We start from the raw sequence: 18021 nt of genomic DNA, 5'->3' as shown, positions 1-18021 counted from the left end.
TGTCATGAGTGTGCCAACGATTCTCTTCGGCGAGGGCGCCCGCCCCGCTATCGCGCGGTGGGAGCGTCGCATCGCCACCGTGCTGTTCGGGCTAGCCGCCTTGTTTGCGCTTGCCGTTTGTGCGCCTGTCGCGCATGCCGACGATGGGGCGGAGGGCATTGCGGCAGATGGCGCGGCCGTTGTTAATCTCGAGCCCGACGGCTACTACAACGCATCGCTTGCCGCAACCCAGACGATCGTACGCATCAGCGAACCGGGCACCTATGCGATTCTGGGCTCTTCCAGCTTGGTGAGGGTTGTCGTCGCGCCGGATCCGGGTGATGAGATACGGGTGTATCTGGGCAATGGGCTCAACCTTCATCCAAAGTCAAACGCTGCTATCACGGTTGTTTCTGCATACACGAGCACGAGCCAGTCGCACGTGGAGCTCATGCTGCTGCAGGGCGCTAAAGCGTCTCTTTCGAGTGGCGACACGTCTGCCGTCTTGCTGGTGGAGGAGCCCTCGACGGCCACGCCCCCGTCGTCTGAGCCCATGGTTACTATCGGCGCTCAGGACGCGCGGGGCACCCTCACCCTTAAGGCGGGCTCGAAGGCGGGAAGCGCCGGGTCTCCTGCGCTTGCGATCGACGGCGCTGGCGTAGCGGACATCGCGGGAGGCACCGTCACGGCCACGGGCGCCGGAGATGCTCCGGGCATTGGCAGGGTGTACGGCGGCCCCAAGCTTTCGGTCTCCGGCGGCACCGTTACCGCCACAAGCGGCGGCAACGCTCCTGGCATTGGCGTGGTGAGCGGCTCTGCCCAGATTTCTGTCTCTGGGGGAACCGTGCACGCCAAAGGCGGCAAAGGCGCTCCGGGTATTGGCGGCATCGAGGGTTCCGCCAGCGTTTCCGTTACGGGCGGCGCCGTCTACCCCTCGAACGGCTCTATTGATGACGCGCCGCTCATTGGCAGCGTGGAGGGCGATGCCTCCATCTCCATAGCGGGCGGAAAGACCGTTGCGGCCGGAGAGTACGGCCAGCTCGCTCTTGGCAGCAAGGCGGGCAACGCTCAGGTTTCCATTGCGGGAGGAACCGTGGATGTCGGGTTCGCGGCGTGCGGCAGCGGCCCGGATGGCACGGCAAAGACCATGATCTACGGCGGCTCATACACGGGCTTCACAACAGGCACGGGCGCATCGGCCTCTACTGCCATCAACCGCGCGGGCGTGACCACCTATCGCGTGTTCGCCGGGCTTGAAGGGGCGAAGGCCGGGGTCGGCCTGCGGTCGCTGGAGATTCATGGCGTGAATCCCCCGTATGCGTTCAACGATGTCGAGACGTCTCTGATACAGGTGCGTGAAGGCGTGCAAGAAGCCGGCGTCATGCTGTGGTTGCCCGAGGCGGGCGAAGTGGTGGGCGCCGTCGATGGGGAGGGCGTAAGCTACACGGGCGAAATTCATCCGACCAAGCCCTCTTCCGGCCTTGACTACGGCATGCTCGATCAAGAGTGCAACCTTACGCTCGATCCCAATACCGATTACGGGTACGAAGGGGAAGCCAAGGTGCGCCTGGGCTCGCGCGAGGTGATCGTGGAGGAAGAGGTGGAGCCTAACGAAGACGGCCTCACGCTGCTCGGCTTCTTCGACGCACCCGAGGGTGGAACCATGGTCATGGATGCCCAATACCAGCTCGTGCCCGGCGTTGCGGGCTGGACAGATGTTGTGGGTCTCTGGGATCGCGCCGATGCCCCCTACACCCTCTACGCGCAGTGGCATCGCGACCCTTATATCGTGGCCTATGATGCGAATGTTCCCGCTACTGCCAGCACTAGGGTTTCGGGTTCTATGGATGCGAGCCACATGGAATACGGCAGGGAGATTTCGCTCGATCCCGTGAGCTATCTGCTGCATGGCTACGAGTTTGCGGGCTGGAACACTCAGCCGGACGGCACGGGAGATGCCTACGACGATGGCGAGGCGGTTTTCAATCTGGCGGAGCCGGGAGAGCGCATTACCCTGTACGCTCAATGGAAACCCTGCCCGTATGAGATTACGTTCGTGCCGGGCGAGGGGACTGGCGAAAGCTATGTCCAGTCGTGCGTTTTCGATGAGGCGTCGGCGCTTGATGCCCTGAAGTTCCAGCCCCCAACGGGCGCGGCGTTTATCGGGTGGCGCGACGAAGACACGGGAGCGCTCTATGCCGATAGGGCATGGGCGAGCAACCTCTGTTCTGTAGACGGCGGCGGCGTTGTGGAAGGCGCTACACTTGTGGCGCAATGGGCGCACAACGATGTCACCTTGACCCTCACTCACGATAATCGACCCGTGCAGCTGGGCAATTCCCAAGAAGAGATCGCCCTGATTCCCAAAGATGGCAGCGAGCCCGTTGCGGGGTTTGTCCAAGATGCGGCATCGGGCGCCTACGTGCTCGCCGATGTTGCTCCCGGAAACTACGGCATCGATATCAATGCCGTCGACGACAGCGGCGCTGCGCTGTATCCCACCGGTGCGCTCAGTCTGACGGTGGAGGCAGGCAAGCCGGCGGTTTTGTCCATCGAGTATTTCACGGCCGCCGTTGAGGCGGGCGACCCGGGTGTCGGGGTGTGGATGGGCTCGGCGGGCGTGGAAAGCCGCGTGGTGCTCAAAGGGACCGAGGTAACGCTTGGTGCCGCAGCCGACGAGGATAACTTCTATACGTTTGACGGCTGGAGCTGCCGAGGCGTCGAGCCTGCGCAGTGGAGCCCCGACCAAGAGACTCAAACGGTCACCGTTGAAGGCCCGTTCGTGGCCGCTGCCCATGCTCGCTCCACCGTCTACATGGTGAACTTCGACGCCAATGGCGGCGAGGGCGCGATGGCGCCCCAGCGCATCGCCTGCGGTGATCCAACGGCGCTCAGTTCCAACGCGTTCTCACGCGAGGGCTATGAGTTCACGGGCTGGAACACCCTGCAAGACGGCACGGGCGTGTCGTTTGATGAGGGGCAGGAAGTTGCCGACATCGCAGCGCCGGGAGGAGAGGCTACGCTCTACGCCCAATGGGCTCCGGTGCGCTACGCGGTCGGCTTCGAGGCCAACGCCCCCGCTTCTGCAAGTACGGCGATTTCGGGCGAGATGGACACGCAGCTGTTCGTCTACGATGCCCCTGCCGCCTTGCCCTCGTGCGCCTATGAGCTTCCGGGCTATTCTTTCGCCGGCTGGAACACCCAGCCCGACGGCAGCGGCGCGGCCTACGCCGATGGCCAAGAGGTGCAAAACCTGGCTTCCGACCCCTCGAGCGCTATCACGCTCTATGCCCAGTGGGAGCCGGTTCGCTACACCGTTTCTCTGGACGTAGGGGGCGCCTTGACGGAGCTTGAGGCGGTGTTCGATACCCCGTTCGAGCTGCCGACGTCTGTCGGCGCGCCGGATGGCAAGACGCTCGTGGGCTGGGAGGGGCTTTCGTTCGGTTCGTTCTATGCGAGCGGGGCCACGGTGGTGAACCTCTGCACGGTGCACGGGGATGGCTCCGTTTCGGGCGACACGCTTAGCGCTGTCCTCGTGGAAGAAGGGGCATTCAGTCTTGTCGTCACCAACAACGGCGCGGGCGTCTCGCTTCCCGATGAGCGCGATATCGTGCTGGTGGATGCTGCGGGAACGCAGTATGCGCCGTTTAAGGCCGCCGGATCCGGCGTGTATGTGGCGCAGGGCGTGCAGCCGGGCGAGTATTCCGTGATGATGGAGGGCTGGAACACCGAAGGCGTGACAGCCCAGGTGGCGGCCGATGGAAGCGGTTTCCTGGCTCTGGAATACTTCTCCGTTGACATAGCCGCCGAGCCCCATGCCGCTGCATGGGCGGAAGGTCCCGCAACGGGAGAGCGCAGTCAGTTTGTGGAGCGGCTCCGGGTGGGAGACGCGTTGTGCATCGGGGCTTCGGTCGACGAGGGGTATTCCTTCGAAAGTTGGACGGCCGTAGGCGCTGAGCCCGAGTGGGAAAACGGCGATTCGTCTGCGGCGGAGCAGACCGTGATTGTAAGCGGGCGATCGCTGCTCGAAGCGCATCCCGTTGCCAACAGGTACAAGGTGCTGTTCGACGCCAACGGGGGCGAGGGCTCCATGGAGCCTCAGGATATGGTCTTCGATGAGCCCCAGGCGCTTTTTGCTAATGCCTTCGAGCGCGAGGGCTATGAATTTGTCGGCTGGAGCACCGATTCCGAAGGCGGCGATGCGGTCTATTCCGATGGGGAGCGGGTGTCCAATTTGACGGCCGAGCCTAACGGCGAGGTGACGCTGTATGCCCAATGGGATGACACATCTGAACCGGAGCCCGGAACTGATCCCAATCCCGGTACCGATCCCGACGATTCCGACGAACCGGGAACTGGCCCCGATGGCTCCGTGAACCCGAATGACCCCGACGCCGGCCCCGATGCGGCAGATGACCCGAATGCCCCAGGCGGTTCGGGCGGAAACACCCACTCGGACGAACGTCCCGGCGCAAGCGAATCGGACGATGATTCCGCGAAGCTCGCCGCCACAAGCGACGGTTCGCTGCGCGTGGTCGTGCCGCTTGCGGTTGTTGCCGCAATGGCGGCTGCCGTGATGGTGTGCGCCGGGCGTGTGCATTTTCGTCGCTGAACGGCAAAAGGACCCTGCGCAAAAAGCCCGCTCCGAATGGGGCGGGCAAAGGCGAGAGGCGCGATATGTGCGTCGGTACGAGGCTTGCGCGCCGTCGACGCCGCTTTTGCTTACAGGATGAAGAACACCACCGTATCCACGATGAACAGCGGAATCAGGATGGCGCACGACCAGCCCATGTATCCGAAGAACGTGGGCATCTTCACTTTCGCGCGCTCGGCGATGGATTTCACCATGAAGTTGGGGGCGTTGCCGATGTAGGTGTTCGCGCCCATGAATACGGCGCCGGCCGAAACCGCAATGAGCGACTCGATGGCAATCGTGCCCACCGAAGTCTGGATAGCTGCCATGCCGGCTTCCGCTCCAATTGAGCCCGCCGTGGTCATAAACACCAGGTAAGTGGGCGAGTTGTCCAAGAAGCTGGAAAGCGCGCCGGTGGCCCAGAAGAACTCCCACGGCTGATCGATGCCCAGGGCGGCACCGTTGGCGCGCAGCAGGGCCAGAGCGGGGATCATCGTTATGAAGATGCCTATGAACAGGCGCGCCACTTCGGCGATTGCGCCCCACTCGAAGTTGTTGGACTCGCGATACGGCTTAGGCGTGATTTTCATAGAGATGGCGGCGGCAACCAGAATCAAGCCCACCTGCACGATGTACTCCAGGCCAATGTGGATGTCGCCGAACACATAGAAACCGTAGGTGAGGCCCGTGGAGGCGTCGGTGAACAGGCCGGATTGCGGGATGGCGCCGTTGAGGATGACGGCCACGATGATCAACGCGATGCAAGCAATGTTGCGCTTGCCCTCGATGCGGATGGGCGTGCGCTCGTCGGCGGCGTCCATGAGGCGCAGGGCCTCAGCGCCCTCCTTGCCTTCTTTCTTGATGTAATGGCGGTCGATCAATGCGAACACGATGAGCAGCACCACGGCATTGAACAGCCACAGCGGCCACAGGTGCTCAGCGGGCCAGAAGAACGGCACGCCGCGCAAATAGCCCAAGAACAGCGGCGGATCCCCCAGCGGGGTCAGGCAGCCGCCGATATTGGCCACCATGAAGATGAAGAACACCACGATGTGCGCTTTGTGTTTGCGCCAGGCGTTGGCGCGCAGCACCGGGCGAATCAGCGTCATGGCCGCGCCCGTGGTGCCGATGAAGCTTGCAAGAACCATGCCGATGCCCAGCATGACCATGTTGTTGCGCGTGGTGCCTGCAATGCTGCCCGCGATATGGATGCCGCCTGCGGCCACGTACAGGCCAAACAACAGCACTACAAAGGGGATGTAGTCCACAATCACCACTTCGGCGAGCTCATAGGTCGCTTCGCCCACGCCGTAAGCAATGGCGAAGGGCACCAAAAACAGCAGCGACCAGAACGCGGCCACGTGCAGCTGGTGTGACTCCCACCATTCGCCTTTGACGATGGGAAAGATTGCGATGGATAGCAGCATGCCCACGAAGGGGATGATGCTCCAAATGGGAAGAGTGGTTCCGATTTCCATAATGCATTCGTTTCAACTCGAGGGCGGCCGTACTGTGCGCGATGCGGTTTCGCGCAATAACGTGCGTATATGCAATAGCGTGCGTATATGACACCGAATTTACAAAGTATAGTACGTCGGTGTGCTAGAGCGAGCGCATTTCCGCGAACGAATGTTACAACCTTGTTTCGAGCTGGGAAAACGTCTGCCTATATATGGCGTTTCGTCAAAGTGGGGTATTGGCCTTGCGGGCTCCTGCTTGCTGCAGCTTGGAAGTTTTCCGGCTTTTTGCTAAGTGGTAGGTCAGTAGTCTCATCCTCAGAGAAGCTAGCGGTTTGCCTTGGCATAATTCGACTGCCGTACTTTTGGGAAGCTAAACGACTCCGTCTTTGGGAAAGCCGATGGCCTTCTCGGAATGCTCTATTCCTCGATTTTCTGGCATGTGGTGCCCAGGAAATGAAGAATAGAGCTTTATTCGGCTCGTTTGCAGCGGTGGTGGACTGGGCCATGCAGAGAAATCCCAGCTCGCGCATCGCTGCTTTTGCGCATGCCCCTCCTTGGTGCGCGAACAATGCTCTATCCCCGTCGTTTCGGGCAGCACTTGCCGGAGATTGTAGAAATAGAGCATCCTACAAGCTAACTGGGCTTGCGCAAAGTTTGATTCTCGTTTATAGTATGTCCTCGCGTTTTTATGAACGCAGTGCGCCGACGTGGCTCAGTTGGTAGAGCAACGCACTCGTAATGCGTAGGTCACCGGTTCGAGTCCGGTCGTCGGCTCCACGAAAGCACCAGGCCATCGGGCGTTTTTCGTTCGGTGGCCTCTTCTTTTCTCAACGTTCGAATGCTTCTTTGGTCAACTCTGGGTCAACTTCGCGCGTAATCAGGCCGTTTTCACGAGCCTGAAGCCGCTGTTTTCGGGTGCCTCCGGCTTCTTCGCGGCGAAAAGCTCGCCTATCAGGTCCGCCGCCGCTCGGTCGTTCTCCGGCACCGCATGGGCGTAGAGGTCGAGCGTGAGCGATGCGCTGGAATGCCCCAGCCTGGTTTGCACCGTCTTGACGTCCACCCCGGCGGCGAGAAGCTGCGTCGCCTGCGTGTGCCTAAGCTCATGGAACTTCAGGGTCGGGAACCCGTTTTCTAAGCGCCATGCGCGCCACCACCTTTCGAAGTTCGCGAGGCTCAAGTACCCTCCGACCTCCGAACAGCATACGGGCGTATCGTCTCCGGCTGAAACGCCCATGCGCCCCAGCTTTTCGGCCTGGACGCGTCGCCAGGCGTGCAGCTTGCGAGCGGTCTCGCCGTCAATGGAGACGCTGCGAACGCCCGCGCGGCTCTTCGGCTCCTTGATCGTGCCGCATGTGGTTATGCTGCGCCCGACATGCACGAGGCATGCGGCCAAATCTACGTCACCCCACGTGAGGGCGCACGCCTCGCCGAGCCTAAGCCCCGTTGCGAGGCCGATTCTGACCGCCTGGAGCCTGCCGAGCGTTCCCAGGCCAGCGACCCGGGAGACGCCGCAGCGCCCCGCCTCTTCGGCGCGTGCCTCCACGGCTCCCATTTTCGCAAGCTCTTTGCGCTCCGATTCGTCAACGGCGCGGATGAGCGCAGCGGCTTCATCGTGCGATAGCGAACGGCGCTCTACAGGGTCGAGCCGCGGCGGCTTCACCCTCGCGCAGGGGTTGCGCATCACCAAGTCGCAGTCAACGGCCCTCTGCATCACTTGCTTGAGGATTACATAGTACCTGCGAACGGCGGTGTTCCCAATGGCGCGCCCGCCTCTGTCTTCGCCGTTCCTAATGATGTCGAGAACCCTTTCGACCGTCTGCACGTCAACGTCGCGAAGCCTCATATTCCCCATGAGGGAAACGAGCCGCTTCACCGCATAAACCGTATCAAGGGCGTTCCGCTCGCCAATCTCGCCGGACGTAACGCGCCGTTCGTGCCACTCTCGGGCGAACTCGCCGAACGTGACGTTTCTCGCGTCCACCTTGAGGCCGCTCTCAAGCTCGCGCTTGAGTTCGTCGCGCGCCTTGCGGGCGTCCGCCTTCGTGCCGCGAACGGTCTTCGAGGCCCATCGCTTCTTGCCTGTGGCCGGGTCTTCGCCCGCGTACACGCGAACGCGCCATTTCTTCGGGGAAAAGCTCGCGCCGTACTTCTTCAGCTCGGTTATGCTGCCGTCTCCGTATGACATTCTCTTTCACCTCCTAAGACTTGCTCGCAGATTTGCCGCGTTATATCCCAAACGCCCAGATGGGGCGGATTTGGCTAGTGCTTTATACGGTTCCTCGCCGCCGCGCGCTGGTTGCGCTTCGTCTGCCTGTCCTTGCAGACGGTGCAGCAATATTTCGAATCGCCATGCGGACGCGTCGCCCCATCGTCAGGGCGCTTGCGCTTGAACACCCGCCCGCACCCCTCGCAGGCGCATATCCTCCATTCCGCATCGTCCGCGAACGACTCGATCAACTGCGAACAGATGGCGGCAGTCAGCAGCCCGCAGCTTGCAAGGCCAGTCCCGCAGGCGTCCACAAGGAGGGAATCGGAGTATCGCCCAATCCGAAGCACCCGGCTGGGGCAGGCTGCGCGGCTTATAATTTCCGCCGCCTTATGATCGGGCGCCCCATTCGCGCCATAAACGAGGTTCAGAACGGCCAGCTTTAGCCATAGAACGGACTGTTCCGCTTCGTCAGCGGACACATAGAAGATTGTGCCGCTCGTTCCGCTTTCGATATGGATGCCGTCGCCGTTCGTTTTCCCACGCTTTGGAGCCGGGGTAAACGAAAGACGGTGTTTTTCGGTCTTCGCTACCGCCTCTTTCTGGCGATCGGATGCAAACATCATGCATTCCCTTACAGGCAGGTACGGAACGCCCCAGTTCCTCATGAACGCGATCAGCGACGATGCGTCTTTTTCGTCCGTCTCTAATAGCTCATGGTTCCAGAACTCGACGGGGAGGCTTGCGCGGGCTTCGCGCGGGCGCAGCAGGAAGCCACCGTCGAATTCCTCGACGGGGCCGACCGCCCACGACGGCGATACTGCCGCAACAGATGCCACGCCGCATCCCGGCCGCGGCTCTGGCAAATTGCCCGCGAAGTTCGTCCCGGAATCCCGCAAAGCCTTCTTCACCGTCTCGTTCAATCTCATATGTCCCCCTAAAAATTTTCTTTTCTGATGACGTAACGTTAAGCATAATAGTTCGCAGATAACCGCAAGTCAATATAGAAGGAGGTAAGCAAATGCCAGTTATCGCATTGGGCCAGCATCCAAAACGAGATTCGGATGCCAGGGAATACGGCGACCTGCTCACCGTTGCCGACGTGTGCACGCTGACGGGCCTCTCTGCCCAGACCGTGCGCCGTTGCCTGGAGCGCGGCGAGCTGCCGGGCTTCAAGATCGGGCGGCGCTGGTTCGTGCCCAAGTCGCGCCTGCTCGACATGGGCGGGCGCCGATAGAAGGAAGAGGAAAGCGAGACGATGAAGAACGAAAAAGACCGCGCGCCCGAACTGCTCATGGCCCAGGCCGAGGAATGGACGCGCGAAAACAGCGACGCCTGGGCGTACATGGTGCGCCTCGCCGAGCGCGAGGCGGCGGCCGAACGAAAGTTCTCGATGCAATGGCTCATCGAACAGATGCGCAAGGTCGATTTCGTGGACGCACACGGCGCGAAGTCCGGCGTGAACCACAACATAGCGGCGGCTCTCGCCCGCATCCTGGAGCGCGAACGCCCGTGCGTGAAGAAGTGGCTCACGCGCCGCCGCGCCTCGGTCGATTCGCTGGGGCGCTGATCATGGCCGAGAGCGAAGGAAAGAGGCCCCAGGGAGACACTCCAGCGCCTTACTGCAAGCTGTCACGCGCCGAGGCCGCCAGGCTGGCCGAGCTGGGTCTGTCAGGCATGCAATGCGCCCTGTATCTGATCTACGCCAGCGAGCGCCGCCAGGTCAAAGGGAGACCGGGCTTGTACTGCACCATATGCGGAGACGAGCGCGCCGCCGAATTCCTGGCAACCGGGCGCGTTCGCGCACTGCGCCTGAGAAAGTCCCTCATCGCGAAAGGGGCCATAGCGTGCGCCACCAAACGCGACGGCAGGACGCCGAGCCGCATCTTCTTCCCCGTACAGAACGACGCAATGGCGGCGTACCTCGAGGAAGAGGGCGGAGAGATCCCGGATGATTACGTATGGCTGGACAATCATCTCGAAGACCTGGAATCCGACGGGCACGAGGTTTCCGCTAACTACGTCGGCGAGTTTGCGGGACGTGTAAATTTTGGCACGTCAGACGTGCATAAAAATACACGTGCCAAGGCTGGCACCCCACCCGTGCAGGAATCGGCACCCGAGACGTGCGAAGGCGGACACGCCAGACGTGCAACGGACTGTAACGCCAGACGTGCAGGAATCGGCACGCCAGATGTTCAAGGGCATTCGGAAGCCTGTACAGGTATACGAAGTGATGCACAATTCGGCCCTACGAATGACGAATTGTGCATTCACGAAGAAGGGAAGGGGGGTGCCGCGCCCCCTGCTGGCGCGGGCGCGCACCCCCTCCCCTCCGAGACGAAGCCCGAACCCCAGCCGCCGAAACCGAACGCCGAAGTTCTGGCAGAGCTGGGATTGAAAAACGCCGACGCCAACAACGACGTGGCGCGTATCGGGAGAGCGTATTACCTATGCCCCAGGTGCGGCCATCCCGTCGTAAGGCGGTCCAATACGGGCGTGGTTCGCTGGTACGACTGCGCCGGGTGCGGCTTGGATTTCCTGGTGCGAAGGGGCGAATCGGGCGGCTTCGACGTGAGGAACGCAACCCCGCGTCTTGTCGAGAGTACCGACATAAAGAGGACAATCGAGGCGTTTAGAGGGGCGGACGATGGCCATAAGGCTTAGCAGGGAGCTGGAGCGGCTGGGCATGACGTGGGACGATCTAGCCCGAGAGATAGGCGCCAGCCGCGATGCGACGATACGGATGAAGAGCGGCGAGAGGCCGTACAGGCTAAGGGCAATACGGGTGGCACGCGCCGTAGGATGGCGGGGCGACCCGATGGAGCTTTTCAGGAAAGAAGGCAAGGCGAAAGGAGCCGACGGAATGGACAACGAAAACATGACGCTGGAGGATATCCACGAGAAGCACCGCAAGGCGGTGAACGAGGGCATAGCACGCGCGTTCATGCCGCTGGTCGAGGACATGGGGCTCGACCCCGAGGAAATTCTCGGAGAGGCCGCCCCGGCGAAGGAGCCGGGCGAGAACCGCAAGCGCGCCGACGCCGAGCTTGCGCGCCTCCAGGCCGCCCGCGATGAGGCCATGCGCGATTACGAAACGTTTGATTTCAGCTCCGTGGCGCTCGACGCCCAGGAGCGCGAGGCAATCCGGCGCGACGCGCTGGAAGAGCTGGGGAGGCCGAGGAACGCGGCGGAGCAGAGGAAGCTCGACATGCGCATCAAGGCCACGGTCAACGATGCCGTCAGGGCGAAGCGCGAGGCGAAGCGCCAGGAGCTGAGGGCGGCGGCGGTGGAGGCGTCGCGCGCCGTCTTGCTTGCAGAGGAAGCTATGGGGTCCATCGAGCACGAAGAGGCCGTGAGGGCGGCAGCGGCGGCCATGGAGCGCAAGGATCGCGAGGACGCAGTGAAAAGGCGCATCGTCGGAACGAAGGACCCGGCGGAGCGCCGCCGCCTCATCGCCGAGAACATGGATCTCTTCGAGGCGTAGCATGGCGCAGGCGAGAAACCCCCGCCCGTTTTCGTACGATGATCTGGCCGAGGTACTGGAATGGGCCGGGCTGCGCTCGGTTGACTCCATAGCCGAGCGGATAGGGCGCAGCGCGGAAGACGTGGACACCGCCGCCTTCCTGCTGGGACTCGACACCGGGCTTGCATGCCCTGACCTGGTGTGGTGTGACGAATGCATGGAATGGCGCACGTCGGTGAACCGCGACGGGCGTTGCCCCGTGTGCCAGAAGCGCGAGAACATCCGCAGGGAGCGCGAACGGTGCTCGGAGGCGCTGGCGGCCATGACGCCCGAGCAGCGGGCGGGATACGAGCGCAGAGAGGCCGCTAGGCACGTCCCCATGGCCAAGTCGCGCCCTTATCCCGCCTTGACGATGCCGGAAGCCGCCACGCGGCGCGAGAGGGCCGCATTGGCGGCTTTCCAGGCCGTTGCCGTCGAGGCGTGGGAGATCGAGGCGTTGAAGCGCGAATACGACGCCGAGAAACAGCGCCTCAAGCGCATGCGCCAGACATTGGGCACCAATCCCAGATCGGGGAAGCGCGAAGGAACCGCGAGCGCGTGAGACGGCGAGGGCCGGGGATTCCCCGGCCCTATTTCCGTCGTTATTCGGTTGGTACTTTCCAGAAGCCTCGCGCAGGGTTGCCGCCCCGGCGCCATTACATCATGCTTGCTGCGACGTTGAGATCGTCCCAGCACCTGCCGAGCAGCATCGCCGACGCGTCAGCAACCTGATCTAAATAGTTAAGTTTCTTTGCGTCGTTAAATATGGATTCGTACGCGAGCGAGAGCACCAGGCACACCCCGGCCACCTGCGACGCCACAAGCTGCGCTCTCTCTATCGCCGCTTTGCTTCCCTCCTCCAAGTTCTCGAAATCCGCCGCGCCATACATTCGTCTGCCAGGATACGCAGACCCCTTCAAGTTCTCCTCCATGTTCAAACCTCCGTTTGCTGGTTTTTCTCCCGGACTCCCCGGCTCACCTGTATAGTACGCCCAATAATTAATGTGCACAATAGTTAATGGGCAAATTTCCGCTTATGGTGTAAAATTCGCGGGAAGAAAGGGGCGACGATGAAGGCACAGGACGCCATACGCAAGGCGCTTGAGAATGCGGGCGAGAGCCAGGCGAGCGCGAGCGGCAAGCTCGGGAAATCAAGGAACTACGTCAATTCCCTGCTCGCGCAGGCGGACGCGACGGGCGGAACGATAGGATGCGACACCGCCGCCGCCATGCTGGGCGTATGCGGATACTCCCTGGCGGCGATGCCCAATGGCACAGAGCCTGACGGCGCGCTGGTGATAGATCCGCCAGGAGAGCAACTATGATGATCGCGTACGAGGACATCGGAACCGCCAGCGGCGAGGCGATGCGCAGGCTGTCGTACTCAACGACGTACCCCTTCGCCTACGTTGCCGAGCTGGGCGACTGCCCCGGCGACGTGAGGGAAGAGCTCAAAGAGATAGACAGGAGCATGGCGCTCGACGACGGAGGCCATGCGATAGAGAACTGGCGAGAGCTGTAGCCAGCGCGCATGCAGACAATCACATATCGACGAACCTAAGCCCCGCCTAGCGCGGGGCTTGTCATGTCGGGAGGCCGCCGGACGCGTCAACTCTGGGTCAACTTCTAGAGCGATGCATATATATAAGTACGATGATTAACGCGGCAGCTGTGAGCGTAAATCACTCTAGAAATATGCTGTCTGACCTGGGCTTTTATGGCTCGTAATGCGTAGGTCACCGGTTCGAGTCCGGTCGTCGGCTCCACGAAATAGCAGGCCAGAAGCCCTCAAGCTTCTGGCCTTTTTCTTTCATGTTCTAAGAACGGTGTTCGCAGATTAATAAAGGCATCCGTCATTTTCGCTTTCGCGATACGGGCGAACGTCGTTTATGCCCTACGCTGTTCGCTCAGCAATAAACTCGTCCAAGTTCTCTTCCTGGATGTCCAATGCGGCGGAAAGCTCGCTTCTCACCTGGTGTTCAGCCTGCTCAAGCAGACGCGTATACATGCTCGAGGGCGTGTGGCGCTTCTCTCGCTGCTCCTCGATGCGGGCGCGCATGGTTTTCACCACCTGAGCCGCCGCAGCGCAATCGTTCGTGCGCAGGATCTGGCGGAAGTGATCCTCCACGGCACGCGAGTTGTTGTCTTTGTAATCGTCGATCGCCATAGACGCGAGCGAGCTTATCAGGCTCAATGCCTCGGCGCGGCTCATGACGGGGCGCATCAGCTCCTCGTGGTCGGTGGGCACATACACGGTGCCGCCGCGTTTACGCGTAGGCGTGAGCACGTAGTACGAGCGCTCCACGCCGCCGAACGTCATCGGCGCGTCCACCTGCGACACGATGCACACGCCGTAGTTTGCGTACACCACTTTCTCATCAAGCTGATACATGCCAAACCCCAATCTCTTACGCTGCTGCAAAACGGTCGTGCTTCTGGTTGCTGCTCGCATTTTGCCTGTTCCCGCTGACGTTTGCCGGGTCGATGTCGCGCCGGAATCGACCACGTGCCGAACGATCGAGGTTCCGCGCAACCGCGGGCCAAGCCGATATCCCGGAGGCCAATGCCTGCTGGCGATCCTCATCCCCCGTGACCGGCAAACGTTGTGCATAGAGCCTGTGCATTTCTAGGCGCTCCGAGCACATCGTTCGTTGCGGCTTCCCTCCGGGTTCGATCGTACGTCGGAAAGGGCGGCAAGGCCGCTTTGCCTGATTGGTTCGTGGGTGTCGCGGGCAAAATGTGAGTGTTGCGATGCGGCGGCCTGTCGTTCCGGGCGGCCGGCCGAATCGCGGTTCGTGCTGAAAACTGACATCAGCATACCACGCGTTTTGCCTATATTTGACGAAATCCCCATTTTATTCGTAATCACCTGGGAAAACGGTTCAGATGGAGGCTAAAAGTTTATAAATATCAATATTTGATATTTATAATAATGAAAAGACATTAGGAAAGGAAGATATGGCGAAATTTATATTCGAGGCAATATTGACCCCTGAGGAGGAAGGCGGCTATAGCGCTACCGTCCCGGCATTGCCGGGTTGCTTCTCGGATGGCGAAACGTATCGCGAGACGATATTCATGATTGCGGACGCTATGAAAACTTGGATTGCATCCGCCCTGCATCACGGAGAAGTAATCTCCCCCTATCGGAGAGAAAAGGTGCCGGAGGGCTGCGAGCGTGCTGTCATTTTTGTCGAAACCGATGAAACATACGTCGTGGAAGGTCCCTTCATGTCAGCCGCTGCTGCCGCACGTGAATTGGGCGTATCCGCAGGTCGTATAACTCGCATGTTGGACTCGGGCATCCTTGACGGCTATCGAAGCGGCAGACGCACTTTCATCACCCAAGAAAGCGTGAGCAGACGCAAGCAGCAGCCGCATCGTCCCGGCCGACCTCGCAAAGCGCTGGAGGCTTAGGTACGAGCGCCTCGCTTGACCGGTTCATATGCGAATGTTACCCTAAATTAACATCATGTGACCATGACAACATCGCCCGACGGCGCGGTGTGATACAAAGGCCATAGCGCACTTGTCGCAGCGTCTGCGTATGCCCGTTGGCCGTAAACCGCGCGATTGCACAACTTACGGGCAATTCCGCTGTAACAAGGAGCACAACCGTCGTGCTATTAACGGGAAAGCAGGGAGCACATGCAGCAATGGGAGAGCGTTCTCGCGTCATGCATACTGTTCAAGGACATAAACAATGCCGATTACGCGCAGATTCTTGAACGTACCAATGCGCGCATCGTGTCGTACGAGCCAAACGACTTGCTCATCCGCCTTGGCGAAACAACAACATTCGCGGGCATCGTGCTTGATGGCACCGTAGAAATCGGATTTTATGACGAAGCCGGGTCGCCCGTGAATGTGAATCACCTACAGGCGCCCGAGCCCTTCGCCGACGCCATTGCCTGCTCGCGCATGCCAAGCGTCATCCAGGCACGGGCGGTTAACGCATGCACGGTGCTGTGGATGGACACCGCTGCGCTCATGGCGAGCACGGCATCGGGTACGTGCCCTTCGGCGGCGCGGTTGATGGAGAATATGGTGCGCATGCTTTCGCGCAAGAACATCTTTCTCAATAGAAAGATGCAGATTCTGGCTCAGAAACGCACGCGCGATCGGATAAAAATGTATCTGCGCAATCGCTGCCTGCCCGACTCCGACACCCAGGTATCTTTTTCGCGCAATGATCTGGCCCACTATCTCAACGTCGATCGCAGCGCGCTTTCGCGCGAGTTGGGTCGTATGCGCGACGAGGGCATCATAGAGGTTAAAGGCAATGCCATCGTGGTCATCGACCCGTCGTTTTTGGGCTGAGAGGAAACGAAAAGACGGCATCTTCTTGTAGCTGCTTGACAAAAAGTCAGTTTTCTCAAAAAAGTAAGCCTAATTTAACAAGATGTTGCTATGGCAACATCATATAAAAGTTAGACATGGTAAATAAGTGCCAGGTCCCATCTTGAGGACAGCCGTGTTCGGGCGGCTGTCCTCTGCATGCAGCCGCTCCCTGCCCTTGGGTGCGCTCGCAGTCAAGATGGACAATGGTAATAATGGCTTCGTTCCTGATAGGAGGGAACACCATGGAAAATATCCGACTGGAAAACTCCCTGAGCCGTCGTAACTTTCTCAAGGGAGTTACCGCTGGCGTCGCTGCGTTAGGCATTGCCGCTGCAGCGCCAAGCATCGCTCCTCTGCAAAAAGCATTTGCCGATCAGAGCGCAACCGCTGGTGAGTTGGCTGATGGGACGTATGCGCTGACAGCAAAGGTGTATGTTCCTTACGAAGTGCACGGTCAAGTATTGGCGGGCGACGATGCACATCTAACTGATCCGTCTGATCCGAATAAGCTCCAGGGCTTTCCGACCAATCCTCCTTCGATGAATGCAACTATGGTTATTTCTGGTGGCACATATTCGGTTACCGTTCCCATCTTGAACCCTGCTTTCGAATGGACGACATACGTCAATCTCATTGGCGCCAATGGTATGGATTACACCGATTGCGTTACTCATGAGATGGTTGAGGCGGACTATCATGAAACGTTTGGCAGCGAGCCAGAGGAACGAATTGGCTCTATTACTGTCACTCTAGACAGCACCGATGTCGCTGATTTCACCTTTACTGGGTGCAGGGAATACGCTTCGGTGTTCGTTATCAAGGACTGGAAAGAGTGGGATATCTCTCTTAGCATCGACTTCTCAAGCGCGGTTGCTCAATAGGTCTGAAACACCGGTGTGTTTCCCGGGCGAAAATACCGTGATAAATGATTCGAGTCGAGCGGGCGATCATGTCCGCTCGCCTTCTTTGTATTTTGAAAGGAAGGTGTGTTATGCAATCGAAATTGCATCCGAGAAGCGGCTTAAGCCGGAAGTTTCTCGCACTTTTCATGGCTTTTACTCTGGTGCTTTCTCAGATGCAATTTGGTTTTGCATATGCATCTGAAAACGTTGAGAATCAGGGTGCAGATGCTGAGGCATTGCTTGAGAGTCCTGCGGAAGAGTCTTCCAGCCTTTCTGAAGAATCTGATGAGGCTGAGCCAACTGGGCCTTCTGATCCTGGTGAAGAATCTGATGAGGCTGAGCCAACTGAGCCTTCTGATTCTGGTGAAGAATTTCAAGCTATTGCCGATACGGAGTTAGAGGAAGTCGAGAAAGCTGATGAAACTGCCTTTGATTCAAAGGATGCTTCATCAGCTGCTCAAGACTTGCAAAATGGCACCGTTCAACTAAAGGATGAAGGCTCAGCAACGGCAAATGACGATAACGACGCCGAGCCCGCTGCCCCCGACTACAGCCACGAGTTCGCCGACGAGGCGACGGGCGCCACGCTGCGCCTCGACGCCGTCGACCCGGCCGCCACCATGATAAAGATGTACGAGCCCATGCTCTCCCTGACGGCCGCGGCCGAGTCCGAGGGGGCCAGGGCCGACCAGGCGCTCGAGGCGGTCGCGGCCGCGGGCGAGGAGGGCGTCCGCGTCGACGCCGCCTACGCGCTCGGCTGGGGCGCGACGAACGGCGTGCCGTTCGAGTTCCAGAAGGGGCAGGCCGCGTTCACGGCGGGGCTGCCCGCGGAGGACGGGTCTCGCGTCTACCTGCTGCGCGGCACCGTGTGAATCGACCCCGTTTCCGTTGACACATGGACTTCCGTTTGGGCATGATGTCGCAAACGGGGAAACGGAGGCAGAGAATGGGACATCCGTCGCCTAAGTACACGCCCGAGTTCAAGCAGATGGCGG

17 protein-coding genes and 1 tRNA gene are annotated in these 18021 nt (G+C 60.3%); 13 read left to right on the top strand and 5 right to left on the bottom strand.

Annotated elements, in window-relative coordinates; all coding sequences use genetic code 11:
- Positions 1-4 precede the first annotated feature (4 nt).
- The gene (locus Q0J60_RS10235) at positions 5-4591 is read left to right on the top strand and encodes an InlB B-repeat-containing protein (RefSeq protein ID WP_294441244.1); all 4587 of its coding nucleotides are present in this window, start codon (positions 5-7) and stop codon (positions 4589-4591) included.
- Positions 4592-4701: 110 nt separating this feature from the next.
- Here Q0J60_RS10235 and Q0J60_RS10230 read toward each other — a convergent pair whose 3' ends face one another.
- Positions 4702-6090 carry a sodium:proton antiporter gene (locus Q0J60_RS10230; protein WP_294441242.1) on the bottom strand — a complete coding sequence of 463 codons (1389 nt, stop codon included), beginning with the start codon at positions 6088-6090 and terminating at the stop codon, positions 4702-4704.
- Positions 6091-6773: 683 nt separating this feature from the next.
- On the opposite strand from Q0J60_RS10230, the gene Q0J60_RS10225 reads away from it, so the two are divergent.
- Positions 6774-6849 (top strand) — tRNA-Thr (locus Q0J60_RS10225).
- A gap of 100 nt (positions 6850-6949) precedes the next feature.
- On the opposite strand, the gene Q0J60_RS10220 is transcribed toward Q0J60_RS10225, so the two are convergent.
- Positions 6950-8179, bottom strand: a complete 1230-nt coding sequence (locus Q0J60_RS10220) for a site-specific integrase (RefSeq protein WP_294441241.1) — start codon at positions 8177-8179, stop codon at positions 6950-6952.
- Positions 8180-8331: 152 nt separating this feature from the next.
- Complete coding sequence (locus tag Q0J60_RS10215) at positions 8332-9201, bottom strand: hypothetical protein (RefSeq protein ID WP_294441237.1); 870 nt, start codon at positions 9199-9201, stop codon at positions 8332-8334.
- A gap of 98 nt (positions 9202-9299) precedes the next feature.
- Here Q0J60_RS10215 and Q0J60_RS10210 point away from each other — a divergent pair, with 98 nt between their 5' ends.
- The 5 genes from Q0J60_RS10210 to Q0J60_RS10190 all read left to right on the top strand — a co-directional run bounded on the left by Q0J60_RS10210 (position 9300) and on the right by Q0J60_RS10190 (position 12345).
- Positions 9300-9515 carry a helix-turn-helix domain-containing protein gene (locus tag Q0J60_RS10210; protein ID WP_294441235.1) on the top strand — a complete coding sequence of 72 codons (216 nt, stop codon included), beginning with the start codon at positions 9300-9302 and terminating at the stop codon, positions 9513-9515.
- Positions 9516-9536: 21 nt separating this feature from the next.
- Positions 9537-9848: a hypothetical protein gene (locus tag Q0J60_RS10205; protein ID WP_294441233.1), complete on the top strand. Its 312-nt coding sequence runs from the start codon at positions 9537-9539 to the stop codon at positions 9846-9848.
- A gap of 2 nt (positions 9849-9850) precedes the next feature.
- Positions 9851-10945 (top strand): hypothetical protein, encoded by a 1095-nt coding sequence (locus tag Q0J60_RS10200; protein WP_294441232.1) that lies wholly within the window; start codon positions 9851-9853, stop codon positions 10943-10945.
- Between the two features lie 199 nt (positions 10946-11144).
- On the top strand, positions 11145-11765 hold the full coding sequence (locus Q0J60_RS10195; RefSeq protein ID WP_294441230.1) for a hypothetical protein: 621 nt from the start codon (positions 11145-11147) through the stop codon (positions 11763-11765).
- A 1-nt stretch (position 11766) separates the two neighbouring features.
- Positions 11767-12345, top strand: a complete 579-nt coding sequence (locus Q0J60_RS10190; protein WP_294441228.1) for a hypothetical protein — start codon at positions 11767-11769, stop codon at positions 12343-12345.
- Positions 12346-12439: 94 nt separating this feature from the next.
- On the opposite strand, the gene Q0J60_RS10185 is transcribed toward Q0J60_RS10190, so the two are convergent.
- On the bottom strand, positions 12440-12715 hold the full coding sequence (locus Q0J60_RS10185) for a hypothetical protein (RefSeq protein WP_294441226.1): 276 nt from the start codon (positions 12713-12715) through the stop codon (positions 12440-12442).
- A 138-nt stretch (positions 12716-12853) separates the two neighbouring features.
- Between Q0J60_RS10185 and Q0J60_RS10180 the strand changes: the two genes are divergently transcribed.
- On the top strand, positions 12854-13108 hold the full coding sequence (locus Q0J60_RS10180) for a hypothetical protein (RefSeq protein ID WP_294441224.1): 255 nt from the start codon (positions 12854-12856) through the stop codon (positions 13106-13108).
- Positions 13105-13305: a hypothetical protein gene (locus tag Q0J60_RS10175; RefSeq protein WP_294441222.1), complete on the top strand. Its 201-nt coding sequence runs from the start codon at positions 13105-13107 to the stop codon at positions 13303-13305. The genes Q0J60_RS10180 and Q0J60_RS10175 overlap by 4 nt, the downstream gene beginning before the upstream one ends.
- A 372-nt stretch (positions 13306-13677) precedes the next feature.
- Here the strand turns inward: Q0J60_RS10175 and Q0J60_RS10170 are convergent, their stop codons facing one another.
- Positions 13678-14205, bottom strand: coding sequence for a CarD family transcriptional regulator (locus Q0J60_RS10170; protein WP_294441219.1), 528 nt, complete (start codon positions 14203-14205; stop codon positions 13678-13680).
- Positions 14206-14741: 536 nt separating this feature from the next.
- Between Q0J60_RS10170 and Q0J60_RS10165 the strand changes: the two genes are divergently transcribed.
- The 4 genes from Q0J60_RS10165 to Q0J60_RS10150 all read left to right on the top strand — a co-directional run bounded on the left by Q0J60_RS10165 (position 14742) and on the right by Q0J60_RS10150 (position 17898).
- Positions 14742-15200 (top strand): type II toxin-antitoxin system HicB family antitoxin, encoded by a 459-nt coding sequence (locus tag Q0J60_RS10165; protein WP_294441216.1) that lies wholly within the window; start codon positions 14742-14744, stop codon positions 15198-15200.
- A 231-nt stretch (positions 15201-15431) separates the two neighbouring features.
- Positions 15432-16103, top strand: coding sequence for a Crp/Fnr family transcriptional regulator (locus Q0J60_RS10160; protein ID WP_294441214.1), 672 nt, complete (start codon positions 15432-15434; stop codon positions 16101-16103).
- Between the two features lie 263 nt (positions 16104-16366).
- Positions 16367-17005 (top strand): twin-arginine translocation signal domain-containing protein, encoded by a 639-nt coding sequence (locus tag Q0J60_RS10155; protein ID WP_294441212.1) that lies wholly within the window; start codon positions 16367-16369, stop codon positions 17003-17005.
- Positions 17006-17115: 110 nt separating this feature from the next.
- Complete coding sequence (locus Q0J60_RS10150; RefSeq protein ID WP_294441210.1) at positions 17116-17898, top strand: hypothetical protein; 783 nt, start codon at positions 17116-17118, stop codon at positions 17896-17898.
- Positions 17899-18021 lie beyond the last annotated feature (123 nt).

Origin of the sequence: uncultured Slackia sp., from assembly GCF_944321625.1 — a bacterium.
Taxonomy (GTDB): domain Bacteria; phylum Actinomycetota; class Coriobacteriia; order Coriobacteriales; family Eggerthellaceae; genus Slackia.
This window is presented reverse-complemented; position numbering and strand designations above follow the sequence as displayed.

Excerpts from the sequence above, each read along its gene's own strand:
- Q0J60_RS10205 (WP_294441233.1), top strand. The coding sequence starts at position 9,537 with ATGAAGAACGAAAAAGACCGCGCGCCCGAACTGCTCATGGCCCAGGCC.
- Q0J60_RS10175 (WP_294441222.1), top strand. The coding sequence starts at position 13,105 with ATGATGATCGCGTACGAGGACATCGGAACCGCCAGCGGCGAGGCGATG.
- Q0J60_RS10195 (WP_294441230.1), top strand. The coding sequence starts at position 11,145 with ATGGACAACGAAAACATGACGCTGGAGGATATCCACGAGAAGCACCGC.
- Q0J60_RS10185 (WP_294441226.1), bottom strand. The coding sequence starts at position 12,715 with ATGGAGGAGAACTTGAAGGGGTCTGCGTATCCTGGCAGACGAATGTAT.
- Q0J60_RS10180 (WP_294441224.1), top strand. The coding sequence starts at position 12,854 with ATGAAGGCACAGGACGCCATACGCAAGGCGCTTGAGAATGCGGGCGAG.
- Q0J60_RS10210 (WP_294441235.1), top strand. The coding sequence starts at position 9,300 with ATGCCAGTTATCGCATTGGGCCAGCATCCAAAACGAGATTCGGATGCC.
- Q0J60_RS10190 (WP_294441228.1), top strand. The coding sequence starts at position 11,767 with ATGGCGCAGGCGAGAAACCCCCGCCCGTTTTCGTACGATGATCTGGCC.
- Q0J60_RS10160 (WP_294441214.1), top strand. The coding sequence starts at position 15,432 with ATGCAGCAATGGGAGAGCGTTCTCGCGTCATGCATACTGTTCAAGGAC.
- Q0J60_RS10235 (WP_294441244.1), top strand. The coding sequence starts at position 5 with ATGAGTGTGCCAACGATTCTCTTCGGCGAGGGCGCCCGCCCCGCTATC.
- Q0J60_RS10150 (WP_294441210.1), top strand. The coding sequence starts at position 17,116 with ATGCAATCGAAATTGCATCCGAGAAGCGGCTTAAGCCGGAAGTTTCTC.
- Q0J60_RS10165 (WP_294441216.1), top strand. The coding sequence starts at position 14,742 with ATGGCGAAATTTATATTCGAGGCAATATTGACCCCTGAGGAGGAAGGC.
- Q0J60_RS10200 (WP_294441232.1), top strand. The coding sequence starts at position 9,851 with ATGGCCGAGAGCGAAGGAAAGAGGCCCCAGGGAGACACTCCAGCGCCT.
- Q0J60_RS10155 (WP_294441212.1), top strand. The coding sequence starts at position 16,367 with ATGGAAAATATCCGACTGGAAAACTCCCTGAGCCGTCGTAACTTTCTC.
- Q0J60_RS10230 (WP_294441242.1), bottom strand. The coding sequence starts at position 6,090 with ATGGAAATCGGAACCACTCTTCCCATTTGGAGCATCATCCCCTTCGTG.